Genomic DNA, 13,259 nt, shown 5'->3' with positions numbered 1-13,259 from the left:
TTAATCTTGTTCTTTTTGCTTTTTCAAATTATCTAAACCTGTAACAAAATATCTTGCTGGTGCAGTCCAAACAGAAAGCAACATTCCAATAAGCTCATCACGGCTTGGCAATTTAGAAATTGCAGTTATATGTTGCGTATCTACTATTTCACCATCAAAACATCCTATTTTAACACTAAATAGTTCTTTATTTTCATCAGCAAACTTCATCACAAGCTTTGAAAGAGAAATTTGCTCATCATTCCAAATAAAGATATTAGTATCTTTCAAATTAAGATCAGGATATCCAGCTTCTTTTAACGCGATGCTTGCAAGTGTATTCTTGATAACTTGAACTCTAGCATTAAGTTTTCTAGCAGAATCTCTTAAACTCTCTAGTTTCTTAACATCTAGACCTTTATAATCACATACTATCAAGGAATTAGAAGCTTTAAACTCTAAAGTTAAACTTTGAACCAATGCCTGTTTTTCTTGTTTAGTCATTCTTCCTCCTTTCTAGACTTAAACCTATATGAGATGGATTTCATCCTATTAAGCACAAGGCTCTCATAGTCTTCAGCCTAAAGATAAAATACAATTTTACTTAATATCTAATAATTCTTGTGTCTCAAGCTTCACAGAAGGGGACATAGTCAAAGACAATGCAGCACCTTTAATATATCTTCCCTTTGCTGAAGCAGGTTTTAATCTGTTGATAGTTTTTAAGAACTCTACTAAATTTTCTTTAATTTTATTCTCATCAAAACTTACCTTACCAAGTGGAGCATGTATGTTACCTTTCTTATCAACGCGGAAATTAACTTGCCCACCCTTTGCATTCTCAACTGCTTTACCAACCTCCATCGTAACGGTGCCTGTCTTTGGATTTGGCATTAAGCCCTTTGGTCCTAAAATTCTTCCCACTTTACCAACCAAAGCCATCATATCTGGAGTTGCAATTACCATATCAAAATTCAAATTACCATTTTTAATTTCTTCAACAAGATCATCATCTCCAACAACATCTGCACCAGCATTCTTAGCTTCATCAGCCTTGAGACCTTTTGCAAAAACTGCTACACGAACCTTCTTTCCAGTTCCATTAGGCAATACCACTGCTCCTCTTATCATTTGATCGGCATGTCGTGGGTCAACGCCAAGCTTCAAAGAAATCTCAACAGTTTCATCAAACTTAGCAGATGCCAAACTCTTTACAGTTTTTACGCCATCTTCTAAGTTAAAAAGTTGTGTGTTATCAAACTTTGATAACAAGTTTTGTAATCTTTTGGCTACCTTTTTTCCCATACCTTAAATCTCCATTCTTTCTTTATAAATCTTTGTAATTAAAATCTATTAATCCACTATTTCAATACCCATACTTCTAGCACTTCCAGCAACAATCTTCTTTGCAGCCTCGATGCTATTGGCATTTAGATCCTCCATCTTTGTATTTGCAATCTCCTCAAGTTGCTTTTGAGTCAATTTACCAATCTTATTTTTTAAAGGATTATCTGAACCCTTTGATATATTTGCTGCTTTTTTAATCAAATCAGTCACAGGAGGCTTTTTTGTAACAAAACTAAAACTCTTATCCTGATAAACTGTGATAATAACAGGAATATTAAAATCTCCCATATCCTTTGTTTTTTCGTTAAAAGCTTTACAAAATTCCATAATATTCACACCTCTTTGACCTAAAGCAGGTCCAACAGGAGGAGATGGATTTGCCTTACCAGCAGGAATCTGAAGCTTTAATTCACCAACAATTTTTTTTGCCATATTTAATCCTTCTTACTTTATACTATTTTTTCTACTTGTGAATACAGTATTTCTATAGGAGTATTTCTACCAAAAATTGAAACATTGAGCTTCAACTTTTCGTGTTCAACATCATACTCTTCAACTACAGCCGTAAAATTGACAAAAGGTCCATTAATAATTCTAACAACCTCACCCTTTCCAAAAAATATCTTTGGTTTAGGCTCTGATCTTTTTTCAATCTTCTCTAGAATAGATGTGACATCCTCTTGGCTTAAAGGCGTAGGTTTCTTATCCTCACCAATAAACTTAGAAACTTTTGGTAATCTTTGTATCATATGCCAAATAGAAGTAGTTAAATCTACTTGGATGAATACATATCCTGGATATATACTCCTTTGTTTAGTAATCTTCTTACCATTTTTATATTCAAAAACATCTTCTGTGGGTACAATAATGCGACAATCAATCTTAGCACTATCTAAAAGATTTCTAACTGCTTTCTCAACAGATTGTTCGCTACCAGAATAAGTTTGTATTGCATACCAATCTAATGCCATAATCTCTCCTATAACTTACAGAATACTAGATACAGAAGCAGATAAAACTAAATCCACTAATGCCAAAAAAAGAGTAACAGCACTCACAACAATTAAAACAGCAATAAAAGAATTTCTTCTTTGCTCTCTTGTCGGAAATATTACCTTATCAAGCTCTTCTTTAGCTAATCTATAATAACTTAATATCTTTTTCATCTTTACTTCCATTCAATCATAAATGGCAGGCCAGGAGGGACTCGAACCCCCAACACTCGGTTTTGGAGACCGACGCTCTACCATTGGAGCTACTGACCTAACTGCTAAAAAGCTAGAAGAATCTAGCTTTTTAACTTAACCTCTTTATGTAAGGTATGTTTATTAAGTCTTGGACAAAACTTTCTAAGCTCCAGTTTTTCTGTATTTGTCTTAGCATTCTTTGTAGTACTGTAGTTGATATCACCACACTCTGAACACTTTAACCCTATTTTAACTTTCATTATCTAGTTCCCAAATTACTATTCAATAATTTTTGTAACAACGCCTGCACCAACAGTTCTACCACCTTCTCTGATTGCAAACTTTGTTCCAAGCTCAAGAGCGATTGGAGTAATTAACTCAACATTAATCTTAATATTATCACCAGGCATAACCATCTCTACACCATCTGGCAACTTAATTGAACCAGTCACATCAGTTGTTCTAACATAGAATTGTGGTCTATATCCATCAAAAAATGGAGTATGTCTACCACCTTCTTCTTTAGAAAGAACATATATTTCTCCCTCAAATTTTTTGTGTGGAGTAATAGAACCTGGCTTACAAAGAACCATACCTCTGATAACTTCTTCTTTTTTTGTTCCTCTTAGAAGAATACCAACATTATCGCCAGCTTCACCCTTATCTAGTTCTTTTCTAAACATTTCAACACCAGTAACTGTAGTTTTTTGAGTGTCTCTAATACCAACGATCTCAACCTCATCACCTACTTTTACCACACCTCTATCAATTCTTCCAGTTACAACAGTTCCACGACCTGCAATTGAGAAAACATCTTCAACAGGCATCAAGAAAGTCTTATCTGTATCTCTTTCTGGTGTAGGAATATAAGCATCAACCTCAGCCATAAGCTTTAATACTTTCTCAGCCCACTCTCCAATATTACCAGACTTAGCCTCTTCTAAAGCTTTTAAAGCAGAACCAGCAACAATTGGTGTATCATCGCCTGGGAATTCATAAGCACTTAATAACTCTCTTACTTCCATTTCTACAAGATCTAATAATTCTTGATCATCAACCATATCTTGCTTGTTCAAGAATACAACAATGTAAGGAACACCTACTTGTCTTGAAAGAAGAATATGCTCTCTTGTTTGAGGCATTGGACCATCAGCTGCAGAAACAACAAGAATCGCACCATCCATTTGTGCAGCACCAGTGATCATATTTTTTACATAGTCTGCGTGTCCAGGACAATCAACATGCGCATAGTGTCTATTTTCTGTTTCATATTCAATATGAGAAGTAGCAATTGTGATACCTCTTTCTTTTTCTTCAGGTGCGTTATCAATATTGTCATAATCTCTCATCTCAGCAAGACCCTTGAGAGATAAAACAGCAGAAATAGCAGCACTCAACGTTGTTTTACCGTGGTCAACGTGCCCAATTGTACCAATATTAACATGTGGTTTTGTTTTGACAAATTTTTCTTTAGCCATCTTTTTCTCCTATAACTTTGATAGATTTCTGGGTTAAAGCCCTTATTTTACACAAAAATTGTTAAAATGAAGGTTTCTAAACTCCAAATAAAACAACAAAAACCAAAACTGGAGCCCACAAGCGGGATTGAACCGCCGACCTCTTCCTTACCAAGGAAGTGCTCTGCCACTGAGCTATATGGGCAACAAAAAACTAAAGCTATATAATTAAGTGATTAAAAAATTAATTCATAAAACTTTTGGAGCTACTAATAAAATGTTTAAAGACGAATCTTCAGCTCCCAGTATCCAATGGAGCGGGAAACGGGGCTCGAACCCGCGACCCTCAGCTTGGAAGGCTGATGCTCTAGCCAACTGAGCTATTCCCGCATCACTTAAACGACCTTATTAGTATGGTGGTGAGACGTGGATTCGAACCACGGAAGACAAAGTCAGCAGATTTACAGTCTGCCCTCGTTGGCCACTTGAGTATCTCACCAACACAAATATTTTAATATCATTCCAAAATATTAAACATAAGGTAACTGGTCAAACACTGAATACAGATAAGTCTGTAAAGGGTTTGATGGAGCTGGTTAAGGGACTTGAACCCCCGACCTGCTGCTTACAAGGCAGCTGCTCTACCAACTGAGCTAAACCAGCACAAATACTTTATCAATCAAATTAAAATCACTGCTTATAAAACTGTGAGGGCGGAATTTTATAACAAAAAAAATTTTTTGTCAAGACAAATAAACTTAACTCTTTGAGTTTTTTGTATGAGTTTTACTCAAAGAATTTAAAACACATTAACTAAACAACCCATTATAGGGTATCCCATAAAGAAAATAATTCTTCAATTATTTTAGATTAAGTTTGACTAGAAACTCAATCATCTTAAGATAAATCCTGTATTATTCTATGCATAGTAATTTTGATAAGCAAAAATTGAGCTATCAAACTCATATTAAATTTTAAATTCTTAAGATCATAGTATCTTTTGAAACCTTATTAAGGATCAAAAAATGATAAAGATTGTAGTTTTATGTGGTGGCAATGGAACAAGACTTTGGCCACTTTCTAGAGAAAGCTTTCCAAAACAGTTTAGTAAAATTTTAGACAATCAGTCTCTTCTTCAAAAAACACTTTTAAGAAATTCTTTTTTAGCAAAAGAGTTTCAAGCATCCTTTGAAATTGTCTCAAATGAGCAATATTTTTTCTTATTGCAAGATCAGGCAAAAGAAATACAACAAGAAATCTCAAGTTTTATTTTAGAATCTGCTCCAAAAAATACAGCTCCTGCAATCACTTTTAGCGCACTCAATTCAAATCCTGAAGACATTTTGATTGTGTTACCAAGTGATCATCTCATATCAAATCTAGAAGTTTATAAACAAGAAATTTTAAAAGCAATAGATATGGCAAAAAAGAATTTATTGGTTACTTTTGGAATAAAACCAACAGAGCCCATCACAGGCTATGGCTATATTCACTCCATAAATGGAGATGTTAAAAATTTTATTGAAAAACCATCCTTGCAAAAATGTGAAGAGTTTATCCAACAAGGTGGATATTTCTATAATAGTGGAATGTTTTGTTTTAATGTTGATTTTTTCTTAAAAGAGATGGCAATACACGCTCCTTTACTCCTTCAAACATGCAAAGAAGTCTTTATAAAATCTGCACGAGAAAATCAATATATTAGGCTACCAAAAGATGAAAGTATTCCATCTATTAGCATCGATTATGCCTTAATGGAAAAAAGTAAAAAAGTATTTTGCATAGAATCCAACCTGCTTTGGAATGACATTGGAAGTTTTGATTCTCTAAGTAAAGAATTTGATCAAACTAGCTTCATCAACCCAACAAAAATCATTCAAGAAGAAAGCAGTAATAATTTTATTTTTTCAGATAAGCTTGTTGCAACAATTGGCATTAAAGATCTCATTGCTATTGACACATCAGATTCACTTCTACTCATCAAAAAAGGAGAAAGTCAAAAAGTAAAGGATTTACTACCTCTTATTAAGCAAAAATTTCCACATCTTGCCAAACAACACAATACAACCCATCGACCTTGGGGAACTTATAGCGTCCTTCTTGAGAGTAATTTTTATAAGATTAAAAAGATCATTGTGAAACCAAATTCACGCCTAAGCTTACAAAAGCATCTTCACCGCAATGAACATTGGATTGTAGTAAGTGGAACAGCATTAATAACTCTAGAAGACAAAGTGTTTGAACTCCATACAAATCAATCCACCTACATCCCTATGGGAAAATCCCACCGGCTTGCCAATGAGGGGAGAATTGATCTTGTTATTATTGAAGTGCAAATGGGAGAATATCTTGGGGAAGATGACATCATCCGTATTGAGGATGATTTTAAGAGATGCTAGGAATCCTATTATTTCTTATTTGTATTTGCAAAGCCTACGCACTAGATCTTATTCACCCTGTGGTACTTCAAAATATTGATACTATAGAGATAAAAGACTACTTTGTTAGTGAAAAGCTAGATGGGATTAGGGCATATTGGGATGGAAAAACTCTCCTCTCAAGAAGTGGAAAAAACCTTAATCCTCCAAAATGGTTTATCAAAGATTTTCCACCATTTGCAATAGATGGGGAACTTTTTACAAAACAAGGTGATTTTGAAACTATAGTGTCCATTGTTAAAAACCAACAAAATAAGATTTTGTGGGAAAATCTTTCTTTTTATGTCTTTGAAGTTCCAAATAAAAAGGGAGACCTTTTGGAAAGAATCAAACATTTACAAGATTTCTTAAAATCTCATCAACCAAAATTTATAAAAATTATCCCCCAATATCAATTCCACGATAAGACAGAGTTATTAAATTTTATTGAGCAAGTGAGGCTAAAAGATGGGGAAGGTATTATATTGAGGAGAAAAGGAGAGCCTTATGTTACAGGAAGAAATCCAAGCTCCCTTAAATATAAGTTTTTCTTTGATTCTGAATGCAAGATCATTGAATACCAAAAAGGTAAAGGAAAATATGCAAATGTTGTGGGTTCGCTAACCTGCAAAGATGGGGATAAAACCTTTAGGATTGGGAGTGGGTTTAGTGATGATTTTAGAAAAAATCCTCCAAAAATAGGTAGTATAATTACCTACAAGTTTTATAAAACAACCAAAAACAACATCCCTAGGCATCCTGTTTTTTTAAGACTTTATAGAGAATTTTAATCTCTCAAAAAACCATAAAAAAAGGAGTGACATGAAAACCGCGCTGATTACAGGTATTACAGGGCAAGATGGAGCTTATCTTGCAGAATTTTTACTAAAAAAAGGATACAAAGTTCATGGTATAAAAAGACGCGCTTCATTATTTAATACAGATAGGATTGACCATCTCTATCAAGATCCTCATCTTAATAATAGAAATTTTTTTCTTCACTATGGAGATATGACAGATTCTATGAATCTTACGCGCATCATACAAGAAACTAGACCTGATGAAATTTATAATCTTGCTGCAATGAGTCATGTGGCAGTATCCTTTGAAACACCAGAATACACTGCAAATGCAGATGGTATAGGAACACTTAGAATTCTTGAAGCTGTACGACTTTTAGATCTTACTCAAAAAACTAGAATCTACCAAGCTTCAACAAGTGAACTTTATGGACTTGTGCAAGAAACTCCCCAAAATGAAAAAACACCTTTTTACCCCAGATCTCCTTATGCCTGCGCCAAACTGTATGCCTACTGGATCACAATAAACTATCGTGAGGCTTATAATATTTTTGCAAGCAATGGTATTTTATTTAATCATGAAAGTCCCATCCGTGGCGAAACATTTGTCACAAGAAAAATCACAAGAGCCGCTGCAAAAATAGCTCTAGGTTTGCAAGATAAACTTTATTTAGGAAATCTTTCTGCAAAGAGAGATTGGGGGCATGCTAAAGACTATGTTAGGATGATGTGGATGATATTACAGGCTGAAAAAGCTGATGACTTTGTTATTGCAACAGGTATTACAACAGAAGTTAGAGAATTTGTTTATTTAGCCTTTAAAGAGCTGGGTATTGAACTTGAATTTACCGGCAGTGGAATTGATGAAAAAGGATTTGTAAAATATTGCGATGGGGATTTTAAGCTACCTGTAGGGAAAGAGGTTGTAGCAGTTGATCCGAAGTATTTTAGACCTACTGAAGTTGAACTCTTAATTGGTGATGCAACAAAGGCAAGAACTAAATTGGGATGGGTTCCAGAATACAACCTCTCAATGCTTATAAAAGAGATGGTTGCAAGCGATCTAAAATTAATGCAAAAAGACAAATATCTAAAGGATAATGGCTATACTATTTTGAGCTATTTTGAATAAATTAAAATTAGATTTGATTTTTATTTCTCTATTTAAAAATCAAATCTAAAAACTTTATTTATATTCCCCTTCTTCTGTGCTAAAAACAGGTAGTCCCAACTTATAATAGATACCAACAAGTCTTAGAGTTGCTCCACAAACAATTGTAATAAGACTTGCAATCCCCTCATTGATACCAAAGAAATGAATAAGACTATAATAAAGAGCAGAAGCAAAAATCGCAACACTTGCGTAAATTTCTTTGTGAAAAATAAGTGGTATTTGATTACAAAGAATATCTCGCAAGATTCCTCCAAATACTCCTGTAATTACCCCTCCACAGATAGCTAAAGTCATATTGTCATAACTCTTCATCACAATATCTGTCCCTATCACACTAAAAACAACCAATCCTATTGCATCTAGAATCAAAAAAACCCTCTCAAGTCTTGTGATAATTCTAGGAATTCTTGTTGCAATGATTGCAGCAATAAGAATAATCCATATATATTCTGGGTGCTTTATCCAAGTTAAGGGTTGGTGACTAAATAACACATCCCTAACAGAACCTCCCCCAATTGCTGTAATAAGTGCAACAAACATCACCCCCATTAAATCCATTTTAAATTTTCCAGCAGCCAAAGCCCCTGTCATAGATTCCACAACAATGCCCACAATAAATAATACATGCAATAATACGCCTGTTTCCATTCTCAAGTTGCTCTCTTTTTTGATTCAAAAAACCCTATCATTTTAGTAAAATAGCAACCATGTTTTCAACCATTTTATTTGACAAGGTTTAAAAATGAAAAAAATTGTTACTCGTTTTGCTCCATCTCCCACTGGACATTTGCATATTGGGGGCTTACGCACTGCGCTTTTTAATTATTTGCATTCAAAAGCAAATCAAGGAGATTTTTATTTAAGGATTGAAGATACAGATCTTACAAGAAATTCAAAAGAAGCAGCACAGGCAATTATTGAGGCTTTTGACTGGGTAGGATTAAAATTTGATAATGATATTATTTATCAATCACAACGGTTTGATCTATATCAACAATATATTCAAAAACTTCTTGATGAAAAAAAAGCTTATTATTGCTATATGAGTAAAGAAGAATTGGAAGCCTTAAGGAAAGAGCAAGAAAGTAAAAAACAAACCCCAAGATATGATAATCGCTATAGAGACTTTCAAGGAACCCCTCCTAGTGGAATCTCTCCTGTTGTAAGAATCAAAGCTCCATTAGAAGGCACTATTGATTTTGAAGATGGAGTCAAAGGAAAAGTAAGCTTTCAAGCAACAGAGGTAGATGACTTTATCATTGCAAGAAGTGATGGAACTCCTACTTATAACTTTGTTGTAGCAGTGGATGATGCCTTGATGGGAATTACAGATGTTATTAGAGGAGATGATCACTTAAGCAATACTCCTAAGCAAATTGTTGTTTATCAAGCACTAGGATTTGAGATTCCAAAGTTTTATCATGTTCCTATGATTCTAGGATCAGATGGATCCAAACTTAGTAAAAGACATGGTGCAACAAGCGTAATAGAATATAAAAAAATGGGATACTTACCAGAAGCTCTTTTAAATTTTCTTGTGCGATTGGGCTGGAGTTATCAAGATGAAGAGATTTTTAGTTTAAAAGATATGCTAGAGAAATTTAGCGCAAACAATTTAAATAGCTCCCCCAGTTGTTATAATCAAGAAAAGTTTCTTTGGTTAAATCAATATTACATAAGACAACTATCTCATGATGCCCTAGAAAAAGAACTTGTAAATTTTGGAATAAAAGATATAAATCCAAAGATTAGAGATGTGCTTTTTAATGAAATTAAGAATCGATCCCATACCCTCCTAGAATTCCGAGATAATATTAATGACATTCTTACTGCACCTACAGACTATGATGCCAAGATGTTTGCAAAATGTACAAGTGAAACAAAACAAATCTTGCAAGATTTTTATATTTATTTTGAAAAAGAAGATGTTACCTCATTAGATAATATTCAAACCCTTATCCACAATTTCACAACAAGTAAAAACATCAAAATTGGAAATCTGATGCCAAATCTCCGTCTTGCCCTACTTGGGAAGCCTGGAGGTATTGGTGTAATGGAAACCTGTTTTATTTTAGGTAAAGAAGAAAGCCTAAAACGCTTGGAAAAATTAATCAAGGCTTTGTAAATTATTAACCCATGGATTTTATAATATCTTCTTTGCTGGTTAATAAAACATAAGAGAAAGGAAAAATATGAAAAAGTTTTTATTAGCATTATTTTTTATCGGCTCAGTTGGTTTTGCAAAGCCCTATACTATTGATTTCACGCACTCATCTGTTGGCTTTGAAGTTAAACACTTGGGGCTAAGTAAAGTAAGTGGTGATTTTGGGACCTTTACTGGAAATATAGATATTGATCCTCAAACAAAAAAGATCAATAAATTTGAGGGTGAGGTTGATATCTCTTCTATTAGCACCAAAAATAAGAAAAGAGATGAGCATTTAACTTCAAATGACTTTTTTGATTCTAAAAAGTTTAACAAGGGTTATTTTGTGATGACAAAACACGAGGGAAACAAAATCTATGGAGATTTGACTTTCAAGGGTATCAAAAAACCTGTTGTATTTGATGTTGAAGTGAGTGGTCCTGCTATTAGTCCTTTAAACAAAAAAGAAGTAATGGCTTTAGATATTCAAGGAGTAATTCTGCGCAAAGACTTTGATATTGGAACAGGTATTGGTGATATGATTGTAAGCAATGAGTCAAAAGTGTCTATTCAACTTGAAATATATGAAAAATAACTCTCTTCTAAGCAGATTTTATCTGCTTAGCATTCTTGTTTTTACATTTGTTTTTTCTCAGGAAAATCCTCCCTCCTTTAATATTTCCAACCAAACAGATCAAGCAAAGCTACAACGCCCTATTCAATTCATTTATGGTTTTGACTTTGATTTTTTACTAGATAACCTTGAAGAATCTCAAAAAATTTGGCCTACAAGAACCTTGTTTGCTGGAAGTTTATTTCCTCACATTGGGGTGCATTTTTATAATCAAAATCTTAATCTTGGTGGATATTTTATCAACAATATGGGTGAGAATTATCCCATGAAGGGGGGAATTACACTCTCTTATGATTTTACTTACAATGATATTAAGGGCTATTTTGGAATCTTTTCAAAAAAAAACTGGATAGGCGAATATTCTAATCTTTTTTTTAGAAAGGATTTCTTGTTTTACAACCCTGTAAATAATGGTGTAATGTTTCAATATGACTCAAAAAATCTTGATTTACAAGCAGAATTTATTTTTGACTGGTATGGAGGAAATATTCAAAAAAGAGATGATGAGTTTCTAACACAAGGATATTTAAGAAAGAATTTTTTTGATAAAAAGTTCTTTCTTGGTGGTTCTTTCTTGCTCTATCACTTTAAAAATAGCAATTTCTTAAATCTTGATGGAAATAATTTTGATACCTATCTTTTAGATCGTTTTTATTATCAGGTGTTTATTGGCACAGACCTCACCCAGCTTATTCCTAGCCTAGATAAAATAAAAATTTCTTTTAGCAATCTTTCTTCAATGGAGAGAAAAAGAAGGCTCTCTACTGGAACAGATCCTTTTAGCAATCAAATTGGATGGCAACTTGATACACAACTACAATACAAGGGTTTTGGTATCGACAATAGTTTATATTTTGGCGATAGACAATTTAAATATTTTAGAGAATATGGTGAAAATTTCTATGCAGGATTACCATTTTATCAATCTCGTTTCTATGACCGTGCAGAGCTTTATTATGAATACAAGAATCATTATTTAGTCGGGAGGTTTAGCTTTATTTTACACTTTAATCATGAAGGATTTTATCACCAACAAATGCTGACTTTAAGTCTAGATACACACAAGCTGTTAAATACACTGGGATACAAATAATCTTTTAAGGTTTAACAACTTATAATTTCAAGAAAGAATGAGGATGTTTTATGAAGGGTTTTAAAATTTTCAGTGGGACTGCCCATACAGAGTTTAGTAAAGAGCTAGCCAAATATCTTGATGGCGTTGTCTCAAAGGCAAATATAAGTCGTTTTAGTGATGGAGAAATCAGTGTTCAAATTTCAGAATCTGTGCGTGGTAAAGATATTTTTATCATTCAACCAACCTGTGCTCCAACAAATGACAATCTAATGGAATTGCTAGTCATGACAGATGCATTTAAAAGAAGTTCTGCTAATTCCATTAATGCTGTTATTCCTTATTTTGGATATGCAAGACAAGATAGAAAGGCTGCACCAAGAGTTCCAATTACAGCAAAGTTAGTTGCAAACTTAATGCAGAGTGCTGGTATTAATCGCATCATTACTATGGATCTACACGCAGGACAGATTCAAGGTTTCTTTGATATCCCAGTAGATAATCTTTATGGCTCTATTATTTTTAGAGATTATATTCGCTCAAAAAACTTTAACAATCCAATTATTGCAAGTCCAGATATTGGAGGCGTATCAAGAGCAAGATATTTTGCAGATCAACTGCACCTAGATCTAGTCATTGTAGATAAAAAACGAGAAAAGGCAAATGAAAGCGAGGTGATGAATATTATTGGAGATGTTGAGGGTAAAGATGTTATCTTGGTTGATGATATGATTGATACAGCTGGGACTATGTGCAAGGCTGCCCATGTATTAAAATCTAGAGGAGCAAATTCTGTAATGGCTCTTGGAACCCATCCTGTTTTAAGTGGTCCTGCTATCCAAAGAATCCAAGAGAGTGTTTTAGATGAGGTTGTAGTCAGCAATTCCATTCCCCTTAAAAATTCTTGTTCAAAAATTACTGTGCTTAGCGTTGCTCCATTATTTGCTGAAGTTATTCGCAGAATCCACTACAATGAAAGCGTTAATTCTCTTTTTATCTAGAGACTTAATTAAGTATAAAATAGCATTATTAAAAATATAAAAAAT

15 protein-coding genes and 5 tRNA genes are annotated in these 13,259 nt (G+C 33.6%); 7 read left to right on the top strand and 13 right to left on the bottom strand.

Features of this window, described 5'->3' with window-relative positions; genetic code table 11:
- The 12 genes from rplJ to C6H31_RS03520 all read right to left on the bottom strand — a co-directional run bounded on the left by rplJ (position 1) and on the right by C6H31_RS03520 (position 4,633).
- Positions 1-483: a 50S ribosomal protein L10 gene (gene rplJ, locus C6H31_RS03575; protein ID WP_104697450.1), complete on the bottom strand. Its 483-nt coding sequence runs from the start codon at positions 481-483 to the stop codon at positions 1-3.
- A 96-nt stretch (positions 484-579) separates the two neighbouring features.
- A complete protein-coding gene (rplA, locus tag C6H31_RS03570) occupies positions 580-1,284 on the bottom strand; it encodes a 50S ribosomal protein L1 (protein ID WP_104697449.1) in 705 nt (234 codons plus the stop codon).
- Positions 1,285-1,332: 48 nt separating this feature from the next.
- Positions 1,333-1,758: a 50S ribosomal protein L11 gene (gene rplK / locus C6H31_RS03565; RefSeq protein WP_104697448.1), complete on the bottom strand. Its 426-nt coding sequence runs from the start codon at positions 1,756-1,758 to the stop codon at positions 1,333-1,335.
- Between the two features lie 17 nt (positions 1,759-1,775).
- Entirely contained in the window at positions 1,776-2,297 is a 522-nt protein-coding gene (gene nusG / locus C6H31_RS03560) for a transcription termination/antitermination protein NusG (protein ID WP_104697447.1), read from the bottom strand.
- A gap of 15 nt (positions 2,298-2,312) precedes the next feature.
- The gene (gene secE, locus C6H31_RS03555) at positions 2,313-2,492 is read right to left on the bottom strand and encodes a preprotein translocase subunit SecE (protein WP_104697446.1); all 180 of its coding nucleotides are present in this window, start codon (positions 2,490-2,492) and stop codon (positions 2,313-2,315) included.
- A gap of 23 nt (positions 2,493-2,515) precedes the next feature.
- Positions 2,516-2,591 (bottom strand) — tRNA-Trp (locus C6H31_RS03550).
- A 23-nt stretch (positions 2,592-2,614) separates the two neighbouring features.
- The gene (rpmG, locus tag C6H31_RS03545) at positions 2,615-2,773 is read right to left on the bottom strand and encodes a 50S ribosomal protein L33 (RefSeq protein WP_104697445.1); all 159 of its coding nucleotides are present in this window, start codon (positions 2,771-2,773) and stop codon (positions 2,615-2,617) included.
- A gap of 18 nt (positions 2,774-2,791) precedes the next feature.
- Positions 2,792-3,991, bottom strand: a complete 1,200-nt coding sequence (gene tuf, locus C6H31_RS03540) for an elongation factor Tu (protein WP_104697444.1) — start codon at positions 3,989-3,991, stop codon at positions 2,792-2,794.
- A gap of 109 nt (positions 3,992-4,100) precedes the next feature.
- A tRNA-Thr gene (locus C6H31_RS03535) sits at positions 4,101-4,175 on the bottom strand.
- 108 nt (positions 4,176-4,283) lie between these two features.
- Positions 4,284-4,360: transfer RNA gene (locus C6H31_RS03530), tRNA-Gly, on the bottom strand.
- Positions 4,361-4,384: 24 nt separating this feature from the next.
- A tRNA-Tyr gene (locus tag C6H31_RS03525) sits at positions 4,385-4,469 on the bottom strand.
- A gap of 88 nt (positions 4,470-4,557) precedes the next feature.
- Positions 4,558-4,633: transfer RNA gene (locus tag C6H31_RS03520), tRNA-Thr, on the bottom strand.
- A 362-nt stretch (positions 4,634-4,995) separates the two neighbouring features.
- Here C6H31_RS03520 and C6H31_RS03515 point away from each other — a divergent pair.
- Genes C6H31_RS03515 through gmd form a run of 3 tightly spaced genes read left to right on the top strand, consistent with a single transcriptional unit; the run spans position 4,996 to position 8,319 of the window.
- Complete coding sequence (locus C6H31_RS03515; protein ID WP_199768126.1) at positions 4,996-6,369, top strand: mannose-1-phosphate guanylyltransferase/mannose-6-phosphate isomerase; 1,374 nt, start codon at positions 4,996-4,998, stop codon at positions 6,367-6,369.
- A complete protein-coding gene (locus C6H31_RS03510; protein ID WP_104697443.1) occupies positions 6,363-7,178 on the top strand; it encodes a DNA ligase in 816 nt (271 codons plus the stop codon). The genes C6H31_RS03515 and C6H31_RS03510 overlap by 7 nt, the downstream gene beginning before the upstream one ends.
- A gap of 31 nt (positions 7,179-7,209) precedes the next feature.
- The gene (gmd, locus tag C6H31_RS03505) at positions 7,210-8,319 is read left to right on the top strand and encodes a GDP-mannose 4,6-dehydratase (protein WP_104697442.1); all 1,110 of its coding nucleotides are present in this window, start codon (positions 7,210-7,212) and stop codon (positions 8,317-8,319) included.
- Between the two features lie 54 nt (positions 8,320-8,373).
- Here gmd and C6H31_RS03500 read toward each other — a convergent pair whose 3' ends face one another.
- Entirely contained in the window at positions 8,374-9,009 is a 636-nt protein-coding gene (locus C6H31_RS03500) for a trimeric intracellular cation channel family protein (protein ID WP_104697441.1), read from the bottom strand.
- Between the two features lie 94 nt (positions 9,010-9,103).
- Here C6H31_RS03500 and gltX point away from each other — a divergent pair, with 94 nt between their 5' ends.
- From gltX to C6H31_RS03480, 4 genes are all read left to right on the top strand, one after another.
- Positions 9,104-10,486, top strand: a complete 1,383-nt coding sequence (gltX, locus tag C6H31_RS03495; RefSeq protein ID WP_104697440.1) for a glutamate--tRNA ligase — start codon at positions 9,104-9,106, stop codon at positions 10,484-10,486.
- 67 nt (positions 10,487-10,553) lie between these two features.
- Positions 10,554-11,102 carry a YceI family protein gene (locus C6H31_RS03490; RefSeq protein ID WP_104697439.1) on the top strand — a complete coding sequence of 183 codons (549 nt, stop codon included), beginning with the start codon at positions 10,554-10,556 and terminating at the stop codon, positions 11,100-11,102.
- Entirely contained in the window at positions 11,083-12,234 is a 1,152-nt protein-coding gene (locus C6H31_RS03485; RefSeq protein ID WP_158657711.1) for a hypothetical protein, read from the top strand. Before C6H31_RS03490 ends, C6H31_RS03485 begins: the two co-directional genes overlap by 20 nt.
- Positions 12,235-12,284: 50 nt before the next feature.
- Complete coding sequence (locus C6H31_RS03480) at positions 12,285-13,214, top strand: ribose-phosphate pyrophosphokinase (protein ID WP_104697437.1); 930 nt, start codon at positions 12,285-12,287, stop codon at positions 13,212-13,214.
- The last annotated feature ends 45 nt before the right edge of the window (positions 13,215-13,259 follow it).

This window comes from Helicobacter sp. 'house sparrow 1' (genome assembly GCF_900199585.1).
GTDB lineage: Bacteria > Campylobacterota > Campylobacteria > Campylobacterales > Helicobacteraceae > Helicobacter_H.
The sequence above is the reverse complement of the archived record's forward strand: the minus strand, read 5'-3'. Positions and strand labels throughout refer to the sequence as shown.

Coding starts and splice junctions, on each gene's coding strand:
- rplK (WP_104697448.1), bottom strand. CDS start 1,758: ATGGCAAAAAAAATTGTTGGTGAATTAAAGCTTCAGATTCCTGCTGGT.
- C6H31_RS03480 (WP_104697437.1), top strand. CDS start 12,285: ATGAAGGGTTTTAAAATTTTCAGTGGGACTGCCCATACAGAGTTTAGT.
- tuf (WP_104697444.1), bottom strand. CDS start 3,991: ATGGCTAAAGAAAAATTTGTCAAAACAAAACCACATGTTAATATTGGT.
- C6H31_RS03510 (WP_104697443.1), top strand. CDS start 6,363: ATGCTAGGAATCCTATTATTTCTTATTTGTATTTGCAAAGCCTACGCA.
- nusG (WP_104697447.1), bottom strand. CDS start 2,297: ATGGCATTAGATTGGTATGCAATACAAACTTATTCTGGTAGCGAACAA.
- rpmG (WP_104697445.1), bottom strand. CDS start 2,773: ATGAAAGTTAAAATAGGGTTAAAGTGTTCAGAGTGTGGTGATATCAAC.
- secE (WP_104697446.1), bottom strand. CDS start 2,492: ATGAAAAAGATATTAAGTTATTATAGATTAGCTAAAGAAGAGCTTGAT.
- C6H31_RS03515 (WP_199768126.1), top strand. CDS start 4,996: ATGATAAAGATTGTAGTTTTATGTGGTGGCAATGGAACAAGACTTTGG.
- rplJ (WP_104697450.1), bottom strand. CDS start 483: ATGACTAAACAAGAAAAACAGGCATTGGTTCAAAGTTTAACTTTAGAG.
- rplA (WP_104697449.1), bottom strand. CDS start 1,284: ATGGGAAAAAAGGTAGCCAAAAGATTACAAAACTTGTTATCAAAGTTT.
- C6H31_RS03500 (WP_104697441.1), bottom strand. CDS start 9,009: ATGGAAACAGGCGTATTATTGCATGTATTATTTATTGTGGGCATTGTT.
- gltX (WP_104697440.1), top strand. CDS start 9,104: ATGAAAAAAATTGTTACTCGTTTTGCTCCATCTCCCACTGGACATTTG.
- gmd (WP_104697442.1), top strand. CDS start 7,210: ATGAAAACCGCGCTGATTACAGGTATTACAGGGCAAGATGGAGCTTAT.
- C6H31_RS03490 (WP_104697439.1), top strand. CDS start 10,554: ATGAAAAAGTTTTTATTAGCATTATTTTTTATCGGCTCAGTTGGTTTT.